The following is an 18,869-nucleotide window of genomic DNA, read 5'->3' as shown; positions in this document are numbered from 1 at the left end:
GTATGTTCGTTCTGACCTCTCCCTACGGCTCCTGATCGGTTTTGTTGTCACTTTCCCAGAGTATTTCCACGGGCGGTGTTCTCAGACAATTCAGCCATGCCGATGCTCCGCGACAAGTGGAGTGAATTCACAGAATAGTTGATCATTCCGGTCATCGTCAACCACAATTGGCTGTCGTTCTTGTTCGTTCTGTTGGAAAGCTGTTAGAAAGAGATCTACGTCCGAATCGTGTCTGCTACCCACTAATCAACGAGAATTTCCTTTTTTATTGTTCCCCATCACTCGTTGAATCTACTCGTATCGAATCGCGATCGTAAAAACCCTTGCAAAATCAGGCTCTTTGACGATATTATTGATAATAACACGTCACAAAATTAGTAGTCTAGAATTAGGAGGATGACATGATCAAGTATAGGATCCCTCATGTACTGATGTTGGCTATGCTATTGGTTGTCGCGGCGGCGTCAGTCGATGCACAAGTGCCGCAGGTAATCAACTATCAGGGTCGCTTGACCGACAACCAGGGTGATCCCTTTCCTGACGGCACCTACGACCTTACTCTAACTATATACACCGCCGCTGTCGGTGGCGACGAAGTTTGGGGGTGCGGGGAAATCCCGGTTAGCGTTGTAGACGGGCTGTTCAGCTTGCTCCTTGGCGAAGCCTGCCAACTGCCCCATGATATGTTCGCCAAAGATGCCAGTTTGTGGCTAGGTATCGTTCTAAACGGCGGGGCTGAAGGAGTCCCGCGTACAAGGTTAGCATCAATGCCCTTTGCTTATCATGCTCTGCGAGCGGACACAGCAGAATATGTTTCCGGTGGTACCGATTGCGGCTGGATTGATGGTGGTACTGTAGTGCGGTTGGATTTAGTATCTGACTCAGTCGGTATAGGTACTGCAACACCGTCTGCGAAACTTGATGTTGTCGGAGATATGGTTTTGTCTGGTAATGCTACATTCGGACCTCGGTACTCTGATCCTGCTATCTATCCACAGCAGGTGACATCAGTTTGAGCATAGCCACTAGGAGTGACTCGTTCAACAACAATCAACAACGTATCCCTTTCAACCCATTATCAAGAAAAGGTGTCGTCGTGACACTGTGACCAAACCGTGACCAGAATGGTGACACGTTATTCTGTGTTATTGGGGGATAAGGACGCGATAATTCTAGTAAGTAGTTGCGGTACAATAAGTTGGAGGTGGGGGGAATCGAACCCCATACTCGCGTTGTGGCACAAGGACTTACACCCTATTGTGACCAAATTGTGACCGTTTTTTCAAGGCCCTCAGAGGACAATTCTCATGGTGAAGACAGCGGTTTCGTAATGCATGACTACAAATCAGTGTTACCATCGGCCCAGTACTTCTTCCGGAAGTACAGGGCGACATTGACCAAGCCGATCAGAACCGGTACTTCCACTAATGGACCTATGACAGCTGCAAAAGCGACACCCGAATTGATACCAAACACTGCTACAGCAACTGCTATGGCAAGTTCGAAGTTATTGGATGCGGCGGTAAAACTTAGGGTTGTTGCTTTGCCGTAATCGGCCCTAGCCTTCTTACTAAGGAAGAAGCTCACCAGAAACATCAGAACAAAGTAGATCAATAATGGGATGGCGATTCGAACAACATCCATGGGGATTTTTACAATCAGTTCACCCTTAAGGGAGAACATAACAAGAATCGTAAACAGCAACGCCACAAGCGTGATCGGGCTGATTCTAGGCACAAACTCACGGTGGTACCACTCTTTTCCTTTGGCCTTAACGAGGATCAACCTGGTCAGCATGCCGGATAGAAACGGAATGCCAAGGTAGATGAACACGCTTTCAGCTATCTGGCCGATAGTAACATCAACGGCAACCCCTTCAAGTCCAAAAAGAGGCGGCAACTTGGTTACAAATATCCACGCGAATACTGAGTAAAACAGTACTTGAAAGACGGAGTTGAAGGCAACTAATCCGGCGGCATACTCTGGATCTCCATCGGCCAAGTCGTTCCATACTATCACCATGGCAATGCAACGCGCTAAACCGATCATGATCAAGCCGACCATGTATTCTGGGTAGCCAGACAAGAACACCACAGCCAGCAGAAACATCAAGATGGGACCTATTACCCAGTTTTGTACCAGACTCAGTGTCAGAATCTTGTAGTCTCGAAAGACCCGCCCCATCTCCTCGTAGCGTACTTTGGCCAACGGCGGGTACATCATGAGAATCAAGCCAATGGCTATCGGAATGTTGGTTGTTCCAACTGAAAATGTATCCCAAAACCCGGCAATACCCGGGGAGAAGTGACCGACTGCGACACCGATTCCCATAGCCGCAAAGATCCAGACAGTCAAGTATCTATCAAGTAACCCGAGTCTCCTGAGAACTGAACCATCGGCCATCACGATAGCATTTCCTTATGATCACCGCTGTACATTCGTTGTTATAGGCTCTTGCGCTGTCCGTTCTTATTTCCCCCGGCTTGACTCCTAGCCGCTTTCGCATACTCCATTGCGTTCACGCATATTCCGCTCAGCACCAGTGCACAGACCCCTCAGGACACAAGCATACCTTCTCTTAGCTTCAGCACAATCCCCGCTCTGGCGGCTGCCTGTGGGCTATGTGTCACCAATACCACAGTTTTGCCGCGGTTCATATTCAGATCTTCGAGAACATCGAGTATCTCATCGGCAAGAGATGGATCCAGGTTACCGGTTGGTTCATCGGCCAGTATCACATCTGGTTCGTTTCCCAGGGCTCGTGCAATTGCCACCCGTTGTTGCTGACCAACAGAGAGTTCTCTGGGAAGAAAATCCCGGCGGTCGGCCAATCCGAGCATATCCAGTAGCTCTACGGCGCGTTGTTTCGGGTCCGTTCCGTTTCCGCGGTGCGGCAGCATCGGCAGAATCACGTTTTCAACGGCCGTCAGATACGGTACCAGATTGAACGTCTGCAGAACAAACCCGATGGTCCGATTGCGGAATGCGGCTAACCGGGAAGTGGGAAGAGTATACAGGTCTTGGTCGCCGTACTTCACTTGGCCCTCGGTCGGTTGAATCAGGCCTCCCAGAGACAGCAGAAGTGTGGTTTTACCCGAACCGGACGAGCCGGTCACGGCCACGAAACTACCCGCATCGATTCTCAGCGAAATATCTCTTAGTGCGTGAACGTGACGTCTGGAACGCGTATATGTTTTCGTAAGTCCATGGATGTCAAACATGCTCAGACCTCCTGCATAATGACAGCTGGATCGATCCGAGCTGCTCGATATGTCGGATACCAACTGCCCGCCAGAGCGATTACAATCGCGACCACGATCGACCACCAGAGGTAACCAATCACAGGGCTGATCTCTAGGCCAGCAAGATAAGGACCGAGAATGACCGCTGATATCGTTCCGGTCGCGTACCCGAGAACACCGCCAACCAGACCCAGAATGATGGCTTTGGAAAGGAAAAGCCAGTAGATGTGTTGTCTTCCCCAGCCGATGGTAATGAGGGTTCCGATTTCCCGACGGCGTTCCTCAACATTAGCCCACATGTAGTTGCCGATTGAAAAGGATCCGACGATGATAATGATCACGAGAAGAACCAAAGCGACTTTGGCCATCAGTGTGTTGGTTTCGATCTGAGTGTTAACAATATGCCCAATAGTGGTTATGCGGGTATCCGGCAGGATATTTCTCAATTTACCTAGCAAGCTATCGGATATCTCACTACAACATCCCATAATCTCGATGTTACTCACTTGGCCTTCAATACCGAGAAGCCGTTGTGCCGTGTGAAGGTGAACGAAAACTCTGTTATCGTCGATCGTTCCCGTTTCAGATAGCACGTGAGTGACTCTAAATGTTTCGCCTTCGATTGGTATAGTGGAACCTTTGTCGATCTTGAAATGATCCGCGATCAGGCTACCAATCCACACCTCGTCACTACCCAGGGAATCAACGGTCTTACGCTGAGCCTTAAGATCTGCTTCGGTGAGTGAGGATTCTTTGTCTTTTGATGGAGCACAGGCCAACTCCAATTCTGCTCCCATGAGGCCGGAGGCTTGCCAGATCGGTTTCGAAGCCAACTCATTTGCTGGTAAGATGCCGGTTAAAATAACCGATGAGCCTTCAATGTCGATACGGCGACTCAATTTGGGCGACATATTGTCCACACCGGGGATCATCGATGTCGCAATTCGCTCAACATATTCCTCGGGGAATGTCGGGGCATCAACATCGGCAGTGTAATAGTCATCTACGGTGGCTCCTTGCGGAAGTACCATTATGTTGGCACCAAGCAGATCAAGCTTCTTGGCAACCATCTGGCGAGAAACCGACGTCACGGACTGGATTGCAACTATCACAGCAATTCCCAGCGTGATAGCAAGCAGCCCTGATACGAGTCGGCCCTTCCGCTGAGATATTTCTCTGAAGACAACCGTTCTGAAGGTAAATGACATTGACTATTTACCACCCTCTTTCTTAGGTGTAGGCCCGCAGGTTTTTCCACTTCCAGTAGGGCAACAACTGCTGGCTGCAACTTTTGTTGCTGAAGTAATAAGGTTTTCAACTTCAACTATTCCCGTATAAGATCCGGTGACCTGTCCCTTCGCATTGATTACAACAGTAACCGGCTCGGTGGATTGCATGTTGACTTTAAGCTGAGTCAACAATTCTCTCTCAGCCGGGTCATCCATATTGACATCGATCGCCACGCATTTCCCCTGCATTTGAGTGCAGGCGGCGGCACACCCTTTAGCGACATCGGACGTGGAAGCCATTCCAGAGCGTGTCGCTGTAAGGTATACGGCCTGGCCCGATTGAATTGCGGTTAGTACCTCTGCCTTTTTGGGACTCGGCACCATCGCCACCAACTGCTGTGCCGTTAGTTTAGATGCGACATTACCGCCCGCCATCACTCCGTTGGAAGCAAAGACAAGGATCAATGGGACTGGAGCAGCGGCCAATTGATACTTCTGAATAAAGGGGGAGTTGGCGACATCACCTCTATCCGACTCGAACATTACAGCCCCATGGACTTGAGCCAGGGCATTCTGAATCGTCTGCTTCGCCTGATTGATTCCGGTGGCGCCTGATTCGGTAACCAGAACAAAAGCTACTTGGCCATCGGAGACAGCTGTCTCCAGCTGTTCACTTGTGGAGGCTAATGCCAAAACCGGCAGACAAACCGCAAATAGCAGCACTGTGAGTTTTCTAATACTGATCATCATTACTCCTAACTATGTATGACCTAATCTAATTACTATTTTCACGATCCAAGGCTTACTTAAGCCTGCTTTACTTTAAGTTCAATGTCAGCATTCAACGAGAACCGTTGTTACTGGCGAGACCTTACGAGCAAATCGCGACCATCTGCCAATTCTATTCATTATCGAACCGGCACGGCTGCAGTCTCCTTCATGGATCGAGTTGTCCGGAAGGCTTTCTGCTTCCGGCACACTTCGACCGGGTGCTGCCTAATAATCGCCCTCAGATTCTTGGCGTCTCTTTTTATGGTTGTTTCTGACACAAGATGTCTCTTCGCCCACTCAATTGCTTCCAGAGCAGCCTTTGGTGCACTACTTGCCAAACGATAGTAAACCCATTTACCGTCCTTCTCACCTTCCACAAGCCGCGCCTGCTTAAGAATGGACATGTGCTTTGAAACGGTCGAGGGTGCCAGATTCAACAACTCGATGATCTGGCAGACGCACAACTCACCGATGTTTAGTGCCATGAGGACTCTGACTCTGTTCTCGTCACTGAGGGCTTTAGTAATGGAAAGAAAATCTTGCACAACATCTCCTACAATTCGCCAATTAACGAATTATTATACAACAATATCGGCAAAAAGCAACCTGTTTTTGTCAGCAACCAACAGCACTCTGCAATAGATGATCGATTGTGACCAAATCGTGACCAAAACGGTTGCACGTTATTCGGTGTTATTGGGGGATATAGGCTTACAAAGGCAGGGGTGGGGGGTATAATACCCCCGTCCGGCGTGTAAGTTCTTGTAATACAATGATTTATATAATTGGAGGTGGGGGGAATCGAACCCCCGTCCGAAAGTACCGACAGAAGACCGTCTACATGCGTAGTCTCTCTATTTATTCTCGCCTATCAGCCTGCCAAGAGACCGGCCAGCTAGAAGGCCAGTTCAATTGTTTCTCGTCCGTTCGGGCTGAACAAACCTTCCCGGACCAGCCCTCCGGAATCGTCGCTCTTACACCCACCCAGAGGGCAAAGTAGGGAAGAACGGGCCGCCTTACTTAGGCAGCCATGGCGTAATTGTATTCGCCAGTTGTTTTTGTTTACCGACAGTTTTTCGAGTTGTCGGAGTGCTCGGCATGCAGGCCAACCTCCGGTTACCCCGTCGAAACCAGGTCACCCCCAAGGTTGGGTGTCACATTCTAATATATATAGCGGCAAACAGGTGTCAAGGTTTCAGTGATTCTTGTGAAAATAATGAGATCGTGCAGATGTGGAGAAACCTCCTGAGCCGCGAAGGATCTGCCACGCACGAAGTTCACGACATCTGCCACGCACGAAGTTCTGGACATGTGCCGTGCCCATGATCGTCGGTGATTGAGGACGTAGACCTACCATAACAAACGAGGACATATATCGACCACCTCGAATGTGCGGCTTTTCGTTGGAGCAATTCATTTCGGATTGTAATTGTATCCGGCTCTCCAGTAGAAGTGTCCGATTTCGCCATAACAATTAGTGAGTACTTCTTCAGTTATTTCACCCAGCTTAGAAAAACGCCGAGTTACATAGCTCTGCTCTAACTTGTCCGCTGTGAAACTAACAAGCAGCCCATTTCGCCCGGCAACGGTTCTTGGTGATACCCAGAAATTCCACATCAGGCTGTTACCACCGACAAGATTCTTTGCAGCCGTCTCCGGAAGGATATCGCCATCATCGACATCATAGAAACTTGCCTGACTGGCCAGCCAATACTCGTCCAAACCAATGATTATTGGCTCTGAATTAGTAACAGATTCCATGCGTGATTCGATTTTCTCGATTCTTTCGCCATAGGCCTTCCACGCAATTGGAAACTTCATGCCGCTATCCTTGGTTAAACCCGGCATTCCTGCCACCAGATGTCCAAATCCTCCGGCATAGAAGATCAGGAGAGTAAATGCGGTTGCAATCCAGGGCTTCGAAACCGATTGACTCTTTTTTTGTGAATCTATTACATCGATACCTGAAATTCTGGCAGCGACCAGCGGCAGAATTGCCAGCCACACGGGGCCGGTCCAGTTGAGTTTCGGTTGTCCTTGAATACTGTGAATTACGAAAATCGACAGCGGAACCATCGCAAATATTGTGAGAAAAAGGTATTTGCGAAATTTCAGTGCATCAGCCTCATGAATTATCAACCTGTTTTTCCAGAGATTACACAGAGTCCTTATCACCTCGTACAAGCCGAGAGGAGTGATTAGTACAAGAATGCTCCCGATGAGAATATGCAGACTAAAGCCCTCTCCATCCAACCATCGTCGCGACCCCTGAAAGACAAACGACGCCCATCCATGCTGAGCGTTCCAGTACAGCACCGGCATGAACAGAACCAAACCTATGAGCATGGCGAGATATGGCTGGGGCTTTCGAAACCAGTGACGAGATTCTTTGTCCATGAGCAGGTAGACGACAGTTGCAGGCACGATCAGCCCCATTGTGTACTTTGAGAGCAGGCCGAGGCCGAGACAGACGCCTGCCATGTACCAAGAGAAGGTGCGTTTTCCAATGATCGCCCTTTCAAGAAAAAACAAGGCTCCGGCCCAGCAGATGTAGAATGGCGCATCCGGTGTCATCAAGAACCCGACCGACATGTATATCGGCAATGAAACAAGGAGCAGAAGAACCGGCTTACCGACTTTATCCCCAACTGTATTCTGCGCGAAACGGCACATGAAAAAGGCAAAGACGAACCACCCAAGAAACGCCGGTAGCCGAACAGCAAGTTCGCTTCTGCCCAAGAGAGATTCAGATATGTATATCAGCCAAGCCACCATTGGGGGATGGTCAAGGTATCCGGTGTCGAGATGTTTAGCGTAGCTCCAGTAGTACGCTTCCTCCGGCAGTAAATTCAAGAAACCAATGAACACCAGTCTGATCACAACACCCAGACCGATAATCAGCCACAGCCTGTCAAGATTGACAAGACTAAAGACATCGTGCCTTGATGCAAGCGTTTTCCGTTGTAATTGCATCAATTATCTACCGCACCTTTCCGCGGTACCTGCTGCAGGTTGTGTTCGCCGTGCCGCCCGCAGACTTGTCGGTTTATGAGGATGTCCACCGACAACGTTGCTGATCTAGAAGTCGATTGCGTAGACCAGGTACGATTCATCTTCCACGAATCCAAGCTTTGTCGCTAATCTGCGTGAAGCGGTATTGTCCTCTGTCGTCTCCCAGAGCGGATCAAGCTTCTGATCGAGACAAAAGTCCAATAGTGCAACACTCGCAGCAGTCGCAAATCCTTTGCGCCTGTCATCCTTTTCGAATGTATCTACATCTACCATGAACTGCGATCCGTGCAGTAATCCGTCCAAGCGGCATTGAGCGATGATCTTGTTCTCACCCATAACTCTGAATCCGATCGCTGTGCGTGTCTTGTGTGCATCACTTACAAATGGTGATCGGGCAGTCGACGCCGGCAGGATTGGAATATCGGATTTCACGGGCTCAAATCCATTAGGAAATGCATAGTCTGCGCGGAAGGCATGGTACTTCTGCCTGTCCCACACAAAGGTCGATTCCATATGGCTCCTGAAATCGAATTCACTCAGAGCTGATTCGATAGTCCTCTTCCAATCAGCTGATAAGTTCGAATAGAGCTCGAACCAGCTCATCTCAATCTCTCTTGATCCGGGGATGATCCTGTCGCGGATTAGCTCAGCAATCGATATATTGAAGTCGACGTTGTCAGCGTTACCTTCTATATATGCCCATCGGCTGATCGCCCACACGATTGCGGTTCGTGGCAAATCGCTATTGTCAACGAAGACTCTTCCGGGGAAATCGCCGTAAATGACCGACAATGCTGGTACATACTGCCTATGTCCTTCCAAGATATGAGCTGCTCTGTGGTAATCTTCCGGTTCGAGTTCGACTATCATATTTCCTGCCTATTCGCCAATGTTATTGCTTCTTTGCAAGTATGACGCGGAGATTATTGTCGGGTCTCTCCGTACCGCCATCCATGGACGGAAAGAACTCGATATCTGCAAAACCACACTGTTTCAGCAGGAGGCGATACTCATCATCTGTATATGCCTGCACGCTCTGAGTGTGACGGGTCACCTCGGCCGTTGTAGCATCTATTACGTAGTAACGATCGACTGCGACATTGCTGTCAGCATTCCAGAAAGTCTCACGCAAGAGGATGTGAGGTTTGTCGGAGAATAGGCCGGTCTGCACGGATGACCAGGATGGCTGGCTTAATCCTGTATTGTCAACAGCATCGAACGATTGCGGCTCCAAGAGCAAGTGACCTTCTGAAGCGAGTGAAGAGTTTGCTCGTTTCAGAATATCTTCACTCTCAGCGGTGCGGAAGACATTAAGCTCGCCGAATATTAGCATGATGAGATCATTGTCAGTGCCAAAATCCGCTTGTCGGATATCCTGCTCGATGTATGTGCAATCGAGATTCTCATTCCTTGAGTGATCTATCGCGTATTCTATCGAAGCGGGGGAGAAGTCAATGCCTGTGCAGCGATGTCCAAGGTTAGCGAACCTGCTTGTATAGAATCCCGGACCGCAACCGAGGTCGAGAATTTTCGACGGTTCGCCACGGAGTATACGTTCGTGAATCCACTGAACTCGTTTATCGATCTGCTCTGCACGGTGACTTGCGAGATCATGCTCTTGCGACAGATGCTCGCGGAGCATTCTCCTGCTGAAGCCCGGCTCATTCCAGGGAATCTTCTCTCCCTCGGACCACGGCTGCGGATTGTTTTCTCTCTCGACGATATCCAGAAGGTTCATATCTCATCTTCGCAGCTGCTTCTCTCTGTGAGAAGCTTATGATCGTCTTGCCTGGTTAAGATAGGGGTTTTGGGTGCTGAATGCAAACTGCATGGAGTTCGGTCTACGATGATGTGTCACTGACTTTGGCAAACGTCTCATCCACCTTTGGAAGCTCGATATGACCTGTCCAGCCATGATGCGGTCGGAAGCTCCGTGGACGGATTGCTTCCTGCAGTTGATCAAATGAGAGATCCTCGGCCTCGAACCCGATCGTGATAGAATCCGTGTCCGCAATTCCAAAAGGCAGCGGCTGGCGCCGTGCATGATCTCCGACGATGTAGTCATACAGATGCAACCTGCTCGCGTCGAATCCCATCAGTGCAGTTCCAACCAGATCTACCGATGTCGGTGATGTGCCAGTGAGAATGTATCCAGCATGAACAGGATCGGGATCGAGTGGACCATCGCCCTCGCCGGCAATAACGCCATCTACAATAGACAGGTACCTACGCTGTGGTTCAGTCTTCATCGCACCATCACTGTCAGCGAGGAAGAGTATTCTGTTCAGATCGACAACCATTCTCCAGGCAGTGTCATTGCCGTACCAATCGCCGCTTCGGATATCCGGGGATGAATCAATGCGGGTGATACGGCGCATGCCGCGATAGCTCTTGCTGATGATGCTGAAAAGCGCGACTGAGAGGCGATTAGGTCTTACCAGCAATTTATCTATCATGAATCGCTGCGATTTCAGCACCAGTTTCTTCTTGCGTTCCATTGTCGATGGGCACTCATCGCCGCCGGCGTCCGACGCCCCAACGCGAAAATGTGCCAGGTAGTTTTTGTCGCCGTTGATCCCAACCAGATTCTTGAGATTGAGAGTCACTCCGGTTTTTTTGTGAGTTTTCATTTTTGGGATTGATATGACCACATCAGAAGTCAGTATCGTACGACTTATCAGATACTCGTGCCTGTCATCACGGTGATGGTTGTTCGTGAAATTGCGGTCATAGTCTGCGCCATACAGGTTCTGCAAGTTATCGAGATTGCTCAGCAGTGAATCGGCGCCGAGATTGACCTCGCAATATCTTTCCGGATCGCCCTGAAGCTGCTCTCGCGCATTGTCCATCAAGTAACCATCATCGTCAACGAGGTACCTGATTTTGCGAAGATCCACAAATTTCGGCACGATTCCACCCTGTGCGACATAGAAATCACGAATAGCATCGAGGTGCGACAGCTCTCGCAGTCTGTCGAAATCACAATCTCCCTGGGGTGCGTCGCAGACAGTGACACTGCCCTTGCCCTGAAGTGCAATCATTGCGTAATCGAGAACAGCCCGGATGATCGATGGATGCGTGACTACTGAGAAGATGTCCTTGTTGCGTGGATGTTTGTCCAGCACCCAATTAGGCTTCAGCGCGACACGATCCCCAGGAGAGATTATATCGCCCAGAGGATTCCAGGCAGCCGTTCCATAGTTGGGTCGATCTAATCCCAACTGAAACAAGGCATCGCGCACGAGATCATAGCCGTCGATGAAATCTCCGCGTGCTGTCTTGTCGTAAGAGTACTCCGAATACCGCTGTGTCGGGTGATACGGTGGTTCGGTATTGTATCGCGCAGAGCTGTCGATAGCTAATCCAACTCTGTGCGTTGTGTCGATGTCACCATTCTCCGACGTCATATTAGCCTCTTTTGCATTCAATTGCCCTTGATATTTTGTAGCAGAAAGCGGGCTTTGCCCGATTTTGCTCTCGGAATTGACTCAACATAGGCAATCTCAAGCTCCATGTCCTCGCCGAGCTTCTCCGAGATGCCGTCAATGATATATCGTTCATCTTTGCTTGAATAGTCGCTTTTGCGGACGATCTCCATTCTGATCCTACCCTTGACATCCTGAACAAATCTAAACTGCTTCACATGATCGAATATATCCGTGTGCATGTTTATCGCCGTCATAGAAATCTTGCGTCCTCTCGCAGTAATTGCCAATTCCTGGGCGCGTCCCTCCACTTTCTTCAGAATTCGATGTCCCGGATCATGGCTGTCCGCCCATGTGCCAACATCTCCAGTCCGGTAGTTGACAAAATAGGTGGCACGATTCGTGAATCCCGTCGCTATGATCTCTCCCGGAACACCCGGTTCTGTGATAATCACACCATCCTCAGAACGCAAGTACGCGTAGCCATATGTCGGAAGTACATACAGATCAGTACCACCCGGCTTTTCAGCCGCCAGGATGGCTTTTTCCGCGTGACCGTACCAACTGAAGACGGCGGCACCGAACGCGCTCTCGATTCTTCTGCGCTGCCAAATCGGAAGGCTCTCCGATCCCAGTAGCAACGTTTTGAGATTTGACGGAGGCGGCTTGCCGCTCTCTTCGATATAAGCTGCCAGCAGATTCGCTGCCGATGGGTAGGCCTGAATGAATTGTGGGTTGAAGTCGAGGAGATGATCGTAAATTCTCTGGAGGTCATCTCCATTGAGATGATAGGATGAATAGATCATTGAACGATAGAACGGGTCATAGAGCCAGAGTCGCTTGCGGTCTCGTTTCTGGACGACTGTGCCCCGGAATACTGCGCAGCTTGTCGTTCGATGATACCCGGCTCTTCCCCAAATCGTATGAATATATGCTCTCTCTATTCCTTCCGAGATACGTTTCAATTCGAAGAACCCAAGCGGCGCGGCTGTTGATCCGCCCGTCGTAACATAGGAGAGATCGCGTCCAGGTATAGACTGCGCGGTGAATTCCTCGATATCGTCCCGGATCATGGCTTTCGTGATCAGCGGCAACTTGTGCAGGATTTCCTTTGGATCGGCGCTTCCACAGTCCCACGACAGAAGAGAGCTGTCCCGGTAGAAGGGGACATCCCTCTTGAGCCTCCGAAACAGATTCTGCAGTTTCGTGCGTTCGAGTCTGTCAAGGTCCTCATCCGAATCCACTTTCACAGCGGAGAGCTGCTTCAGAGTCATGCGGTAAACCGGTCCATATGCCAGAGCCGGATCGATGAATCTGAAAGCCTGCTTTGCTATTTCTTTTACGAATGACATATTGTAACTACGTTTCCAATGAGATCGGTATGCAGCAACTCGAAGACAGTCATGGGAGGGTAGTCTACTTGCTGCAGATAATACGCATAATTCATCGGCATCTCCAATGATACAATTAATGTTGTGCAAGAACAAATTCATCAACAAATTTAAGTGAAAATGAGTGTCCTTGCCGCCTGCAACTTGATGTTGAGAGTAATCGTATAGAAACAATGCAACGACCCGGAACCCAACGCTGGAGGCAACAATGGTGAAGCGATTGAAATGGATAGATCGAGATTTTGGTTTTGATTTCCCAGTCGGGATGTTTCCCATGATCCTGGCTCGACTGAGAGGAGCTCCCGCGAGGCTCGATGAGATTGCGCATAATCTGCTTCCTGACACTGTCGCAGAAGATATCGATGGTGGATGGTCGGTGAAGGAGACTGTCGGTCATCTGATCTCGGTGGAATCTCTTCATGCGGGGCGATTGGACGATTATGATGCCGGCGCTGAAGAATTGAGACCCGCAGATATGAGCAATACAGAGACATACAAGGCCAGATACAACGAGAGGGATATTGACGACCTGCTGAAGTCATTTCGGTCTGTCCGCGAGGATTTTGTCAGGCGTATCGAGAATCTTGACGAAGCGGGCGCCTCTCGCTCCGCTCATCATCCCAGACTGAACAAGCAGATGCGTGTCGTGGATATGGCATATTTTGCCGCAGAACATGACGATCAGCATATTTCGATTTTGCTGAATCTGCGGGATTAGACGATGGTATTCTGATAGTCTGTCCTACGTGTGAGACTCATCTTCGACTTGGCTCTTTCCATAATGTGAGGAACCTCCAGCCTCAATTCGAGTTCCATATTACACCACAGTTGCCCATCAAGCCGATTTCGGATTGACTTCCCAATCTAGCGTTATCGAATTTATCACCTCAGGATTAGCCTGAACTGCGAAGTCAGAATCCCTACGATTCTGACTTCGCCATTTGCAGAATTGTGCGCTGGTCTATCTCGTATCTCGGTGCGCCCTTGCAAGTGGCATGTACCCCTGTATTGGCTTGCTTAGAGTATTGAACTACTGTTTGTTCTTGTAACAGAGATCGACAATCCGGCGATCTATTTGCGATCAATAGTGTACAACATCTATGAGTACTCGGTCCATACCAGCAGAGGCTCTTTGAGTAGATACGGTGGATAGAGAATGATCCGATAACGGTGTGTCAGAAAGGAGGATAAGCTAATGGCCAAGCGCATTGGAGCGGTTGCTTTTATCTTCGTGTTCACGAGTCTGGCGTGGTTGATTCTGGGAATGTCAACCAATCTCCGCACGTCAAGTCAGGATCAGAAGTTAAGGAAAGAAGTTGGACAACTGTGGGGAGACGTTCAGAAGCAACATGCACCTGATGTATTCACGATTGAAATAGTGCGGAAGATTCAGGAAAAGTGGGAGGATGGTAAGGAAGTAATTGACACGCTTGAGACTGTCAGTCACGTTCCGACATTTCTGGATTCATCAAGTCTGAACGTCGATCTTCATCTCGAACACCGCAAGAAAGGACTACTATGGTATTCAACATACGTTGTGACGTTCTACGCAAAGTACTCCTTTACTAATAGATATAACAAAGAAAAGGGCGTCAATTTTCATTACCCGTTTCCAGTGGTGGATGGTATTTACGATGACTTTATGATGAAGAGAAACGGCGATAGCGTTGAATGTCTGAATCCCGTGAATGGAAAAATACAAAGTACGTCCACGTTGCGTCCCGGTCAGCAGCAAACTGTGGAGATTTCGTACAAGTCCCAGGGTTCAGACGAATGGTGGTATATCTTTGGCGAAAGCGTGTCACAGATACGCAATTTCAATCTAACAATGACAACCGACTTCGACGATATCAATTTCCCCGAAAACAGCATATCCCCGACAGCAAAAGAGAAAACCGATACAGGTTGGAGATTGAAATGGGATTACAGTAATCTGATCTCCGGTATTCAGATTGGTATGGAAATGCCGCGCAAGCTCAATCCTGGACCGTTTGTGAGCAGAGTCAGCTTCTTTGCGCCTGTGTCGCTGTTCTTTTTCTTCTTCATAATTTTCCTGATCACGACTCTTAAGAACATAAACCTGCATCCAATGAACTACTTCTTTATTGCTGCGGCCTTCTTCGCATTCCATCTCCTGTTGGCGTATCTCGTTGATCACGTAGATATCCACCTTGCATGCGCAATATGCTCCGTAGTATCGATATTTCTGGTGATATCGTACATGCGGCTTGTGGTTGGACTTAGGTTCGCATTGATCGAAACGGGCGTGTCGCAGTTCGTCTATCTTGTGCTATTCTCCTACGCCTTCTTCCTCGAAGGATACACGGGATTGGCAATCACGATCAGTTCAATCGTTACTCTCTTTATCGTCATGCAGTTTACAGGACGTATCGATTGGACCAAGCAGAAATTCGGCACAGAAAAGAAGCCTGCCCGCTAAACATAGAGAGCTTGGACAGAGGCCTTGATGGATGGCTGTCTGGTCGGCTGGCTATATACCGGAGCCATCTGATGGGTCGTGTGCCGGCAAATCTCCACCCGGAATAGTATTTCCCAGCGATATGTCCCGGCCGGTTAGCTGCATATATGCAAGCGTCCAGATTGTGCTGCGGAACAGGCCTTCGTATGCGCTCAGGAATGAGACTAACACAATGAATGTCAAGACGCCCGGAATTATGCCGAGAAGTGGGTTTCGAAATGCTATAATCACAAACGGAATTGCCACCACTAGTAGACACAAAAAGAAGATGATCCCGATCACAAGCTGAGTCACTACCGATGAAAATGCGATGCCGAATGTTTTGCCGAAATGTTGGCGGATCATCTTCCAGCTATCGCCAATCGAGTCAAACCACGGTTTGTCGTCAATTACAATCAGACGTATCGACCAGGCGAGCAGCGCCTCGACAATGAAGATGACCGCGAGAATCACAGGAAGCGCAACTATCACGAGAATAATCCCGAGTGCCACGGAAGCTATGAACGCCGGGATCAGGAAGAGTATGATGCCAATGACCACTGTAACCGCCGCAATCGTGGCAAGAAGCAGAACGCCGAACACCGACCAGAATTTATCCACGCCTCTGCTCCAGCACTCGGAGAAACTTGCGCTGCCGCCCGATTCTTTTTTCAGTATGCCGTGAATAAGCGCGCCTTCAGACAGCACGCTCATAATCCAGAAGAGCAGAGCCATGAACAGTAGAGCAAGCACAACCATGATAATCACGCCGGGCGCAATGTAGCTTGGATCAAAATCAAAATTGGAGAAGAGGGAGGTATGCGAGTCGATATCACCCAGATTGCTGAGGTGCGACGCCATTCCGCCGGATCCATCAGCCGCGACGACAAAGAAACCGAACAGCCAGAGAAATTTGTATTCCCATGCAATTCGCAGAGATTTCTTGACAAGTCCGAAATAGTCGATTGACATTGCCGCATCCTCCTTTAACGCGTGGATCGGGCGATCATTGCCTCACGATCTAAGGTCCACTCTGGACCAGAACATCCACAAACAGTAATCTACAGGATGCAACGGCCCTCTATCCAAGCTTACCTGGAGCTACGTCTAACAGTATCCGAGGTTGCGGGGGATTTCAACAAAAAAATGCGCCATGGAGGGATCGAACCTCCGACCCGCTGATTAAGAGTCAGCTGCTCTACCTAGCTGAGCTAATGGCGCATTCGCAATTCCTCGGCGATTGTAATCGCCTGTATGTGTAACATCAAGGAAAATCCCTCACCGTCACGGCGCGAATATAATCTTTCGAACCGATTGCATCAAGCAGAACTTTACCGATGGCGAGTTTTTTTGAGGGAAGGGCATGGTGTGATTATGGTGAGGGAGAGAATCCGGGAATCAGTCGCGGAGTTTCCCGATCGACAGGAAATCCCTGCCGAAACACATGATCTGTATTCCCATGATGAGCAGAATCGCATCACGCCATATGAGACCCATCGCGCTCGATTTGCCCCTGTCTGATACGGAGAAGCATCCGCAGTTGATGTCGACACCCCTGATATAGACTATAATCAGCGCGACGAGGAACATCACCAACATGGTATTGATGAGCGCCGCCGATCCACGAGGCATTATGCCGATAATCAGACCGATTCCGGCGAGCATTTCAACCATCGGCATGAAAACTGCCATGATGTTGATCGCCCAGCCGGGCAGAATGTGATAGTAATAGATCGCGCGCGCGAACTGGTCAATGTGCGCAATTTTGTCGATTGCGGCGTAGCAGAAGACTGCACCGAGAATCACGCGGAATATCAAAGTGATATATTTATTGGTAGCGAGTTCCTTCATTCGGAGTTCCCCCCGGCCGGATAGACTACGGGAAGACCGGCTTTCTCCCACCTGCGCCATCCACCAAAGAAAATCTTCACATGCGGGTAACCGGCGTCGTCTCTCAGATAGCGTGCAAGAAACAGACTCGATTCACACTCCTCGCCTGAGCAATAGGTGACAATCTGAGTGCTCGTATCGATGACCTTTAGGAGTGCCTGGTATTGCTGGTCGAAGACGTCTTCGTCAGCCTCAATCGAGAGAAGATACGCGTTCTCGATATATCCTTCCTCATACTCCTCGGGGAAGCGCGCATCTATGAAGACAACTTCTTTGTTCTGATAGAGCGCGGAAGCCTCGGCAAGACTCAGCATTGGAGGGTCGCCCGGCTCGCATGAAAGGCAGTTCCATGTAGAATCGTCTTCGGAATCCGATAAACTGGGCCACGAGCCAATCCATGCGACTCGGCTGTGTGATACGGAATTGTTGATCCCGCCCGCTATTATGGCAATCGCGACTATTACGGCAACTTCGATTATGAGCTTCTTCATAAAGTTCGATAAATTTCGGTGTTGTACGCCAGCTCATGCCGATCATTCAACAATATAATACACTCGATCTGCAAAAAGTTCCGGTTGGCTCAAGCCGGATGGTGTTTATTCAATGTGAACTCCCACGCACACCAAAAATCTCGTTTCTGCTCATCGGGAGGGCAGGCGATACAGTTCACCTCGATCCTCGGATCGATGGTCTTTGCAAAAGTCTCGTATTCGATGACCCCGACCTCTTTGCAGGGGAATGGATTCATGCCCTTACGATGCCTTGCATCCTGAACACGACATGCGGTCATTTTGAGCACGCACTTATCTGGTGCCGGACGAGTTATTTCCTGTGTGTTGATGAACGAATAGCAGCGATACTGGAGGCATTTCTCCAGCGCATCAAGCCCTCCGCCCGGTTCAATACCGAGGAAGTTCATAATCCGATTCGCCTCTATCGGCGAAAAATGCGCCCATGCCTGCTTGTCTAATTCAATGGCCGCCTCCATCCCGTACTTACGCTCGACCGCCTGAAACCAAAGCCCGTCCATCGCAAGCCAGCGCTTAGCCAATTCTTTGAGCTGAACCTCTGCCTGCTCGACTGTGAGTTTTTGATTCGTCATGGGCGATAAGATATACAAAGAATCGGCTCTGTCAAATAGATTGAGAGACCCGGTGAAGTGGCGATGAGGTATGTCACTCCTCACAGAAGTTGTGGCTGGAGTATGTCCGCGTGCTCCAGCTTTGTCGCAGTTGGCGCACGAGACGTACGCCAACCACATCTAGTGCTTGGCGCGAGGATTCAGTTTCGCTTAGAATCTATCAAGCTGTCAGTTCCTATGTTATGATTCGGTATTGGTGCAGATAGGTGTTTGAAATCAATGAGGCTACCTTTAGTTTTGGTTAAAAACTGATAGAACCCGTGGTCGCGAAGCGCCACAAACTAACAGGAGGTAGCCTCATGCGCAAGAT

Annotated in this window: 17 protein-coding genes, 1 tRNA gene and 1 other RNA gene; 3 read left to right on the top strand and 16 right to left on the bottom strand. The window is 49.4% G+C overall.

Annotation, left to right across the window (positions count from 1 at the left end; translation table 11 throughout):
• Positions 1–401 precede the first annotated feature (401 nt).
• Positions 402–1,016: a hypothetical protein gene (locus KKH67_03890; GenBank protein MBU1318318.1), complete on the top strand. Its 615-nt coding sequence runs from the start codon at positions 402–404 to the stop codon at positions 1,014–1,016.
• Between the two features lie 322 nt (positions 1,017–1,338).
• Here the strand turns inward: KKH67_03890 and arsB are convergent, their stop codons facing one another.
• The 11 genes from arsB to KKH67_03835 all read right to left on the bottom strand — a co-directional run bounded on the left by arsB (position 1,339) and on the right by KKH67_03835 (position 13,031).
• Positions 1,339–2,403 carry an ACR3 family arsenite efflux transporter gene (arsB, locus tag KKH67_03885; GenBank protein MBU1318317.1) on the bottom strand — a complete coding sequence of 355 codons (1,065 nt, stop codon included), beginning with the start codon at positions 2,401–2,403 and terminating at the stop codon, positions 1,339–1,341.
• Between the two features lie 152 nt (positions 2,404–2,555).
• Positions 2,556–3,212 carry an ABC transporter ATP-binding protein gene (locus KKH67_03880; GenBank protein MBU1318316.1) on the bottom strand — a complete coding sequence of 219 codons (657 nt, stop codon included), beginning with the start codon at positions 3,210–3,212 and terminating at the stop codon, positions 2,556–2,558.
• An 11-nt stretch (positions 3,213–3,223) separates the two neighbouring features.
• The gene (locus KKH67_03875) at positions 3,224–4,450 is read right to left on the bottom strand and encodes an ABC transporter permease (GenBank protein MBU1318315.1); all 1,227 of its coding nucleotides are present in this window, start codon (positions 4,448–4,450) and stop codon (positions 3,224–3,226) included.
• Positions 4,451–4,453: 3 nt separating this feature from the next.
• A complete protein-coding gene (locus tag KKH67_03870; GenBank protein ID MBU1318314.1) occupies positions 4,454–5,218 on the bottom strand; it encodes a hypothetical protein in 765 nt (254 codons plus the stop codon).
• Positions 5,219–5,379: 161 nt separating this feature from the next.
• Positions 5,380–5,787 (bottom strand): metalloregulator ArsR/SmtB family transcription factor, encoded by a 408-nt coding sequence (locus KKH67_03865; protein ID MBU1318313.1) that lies wholly within the window; start codon positions 5,785–5,787, stop codon positions 5,380–5,382.
• 238 nt (positions 5,788–6,025) lie between these two features.
• Positions 6,026–6,385: a transfer-messenger RNA gene (gene ssrA, locus KKH67_03860) on the bottom strand.
• A gap of 270 nt (positions 6,386–6,655) precedes the next feature.
• Positions 6,656–8,215, bottom strand: a complete 1,560-nt coding sequence (locus KKH67_03855) for a glycosyltransferase family 39 protein (protein ID MBU1318312.1) — start codon at positions 8,213–8,215, stop codon at positions 6,656–6,658.
• A gap of 105 nt (positions 8,216–8,320) precedes the next feature.
• Positions 8,321–9,124: a GNAT family N-acetyltransferase gene (locus KKH67_03850; GenBank protein ID MBU1318311.1), complete on the bottom strand. Its 804-nt coding sequence runs from the start codon at positions 9,122–9,124 to the stop codon at positions 8,321–8,323.
• A gap of 22 nt (positions 9,125–9,146) precedes the next feature.
• The gene (locus KKH67_03845; protein ID MBU1318310.1) at positions 9,147–9,992 is read right to left on the bottom strand and encodes a class I SAM-dependent methyltransferase; all 846 of its coding nucleotides are present in this window, start codon (positions 9,990–9,992) and stop codon (positions 9,147–9,149) included.
• A 103-nt stretch (positions 9,993–10,095) separates the two neighbouring features.
• The gene (locus KKH67_03840) at positions 10,096–11,661 is read right to left on the bottom strand and encodes a DUF362 domain-containing protein (GenBank protein MBU1318309.1); all 1,566 of its coding nucleotides are present in this window, start codon (positions 11,659–11,661) and stop codon (positions 10,096–10,098) included.
• Between the two features lie 17 nt (positions 11,662–11,678).
• Positions 11,679–13,031 (bottom strand): hypothetical protein, encoded by a 1,353-nt coding sequence (locus tag KKH67_03835; GenBank protein ID MBU1318308.1) that lies wholly within the window; start codon positions 13,029–13,031, stop codon positions 11,679–11,681.
• Positions 13,032–13,278: 247 nt separating this feature from the next.
• On the opposite strand from KKH67_03835, the gene KKH67_03830 reads away from it, so the two are divergent.
• Together KKH67_03830 and KKH67_03825 are read left to right on the top strand one after the other, a co-directional pair.
• Positions 13,279–13,788, top strand: coding sequence for a DinB family protein (locus tag KKH67_03830; protein MBU1318307.1), 510 nt, complete (start codon positions 13,279–13,281; stop codon positions 13,786–13,788).
• A 477-nt stretch (positions 13,789–14,265) separates the two neighbouring features.
• The gene (locus tag KKH67_03825) at positions 14,266–15,510 is read left to right on the top strand and encodes an inner membrane CreD family protein (protein MBU1318306.1); all 1,245 of its coding nucleotides are present in this window, start codon (positions 14,266–14,268) and stop codon (positions 15,508–15,510) included.
• A gap of 51 nt (positions 15,511–15,561) precedes the next feature.
• Here the strand turns inward: KKH67_03825 and KKH67_03820 are convergent, their stop codons facing one another.
• The 5 genes from KKH67_03820 to KKH67_03800 form a co-directional block, all read right to left on the bottom strand.
• On the bottom strand, positions 15,562–16,500 hold the full coding sequence (locus KKH67_03820) for a hypothetical protein (protein ID MBU1318305.1): 939 nt from the start codon (positions 16,498–16,500) through the stop codon (positions 15,562–15,564).
• Between the two features lie 175 nt (positions 16,501–16,675).
• Positions 16,676–16,749 (bottom strand) — tRNA-Lys (locus KKH67_03815).
• A gap of 177 nt (positions 16,750–16,926) precedes the next feature.
• Positions 16,927–17,379 carry a DoxX family membrane protein gene (locus KKH67_03810; protein ID MBU1318304.1) on the bottom strand — a complete coding sequence of 151 codons (453 nt, stop codon included), beginning with the start codon at positions 17,377–17,379 and terminating at the stop codon, positions 16,927–16,929.
• Entirely contained in the window at positions 17,376–17,909 is a 534-nt protein-coding gene (locus KKH67_03805; GenBank protein MBU1318303.1) for a hypothetical protein, read from the bottom strand. Before KKH67_03805 ends, KKH67_03810 begins: the two co-directional genes overlap by 4 nt.
• Before the next feature lie 89 nt (positions 17,910–17,998).
• On the bottom strand, positions 17,999–18,520 hold the full coding sequence (locus KKH67_03800; protein ID MBU1318302.1) for a hypothetical protein: 522 nt from the start codon (positions 18,518–18,520) through the stop codon (positions 17,999–18,001).
• Positions 18,521–18,869: the final 349 nt, after the last annotated feature.

The sequence above is a fragment of the Candidatus Zixiibacteriota bacterium genome (genome assembly GCA_018820315.1).
Lineage (GTDB): Bacteria > Zixibacteria > MSB-5A5 > JAABVY01 > JAHJOQ01 > JAHJOQ01.
This window is presented reverse-complemented; position numbering and strand designations above follow the sequence as displayed.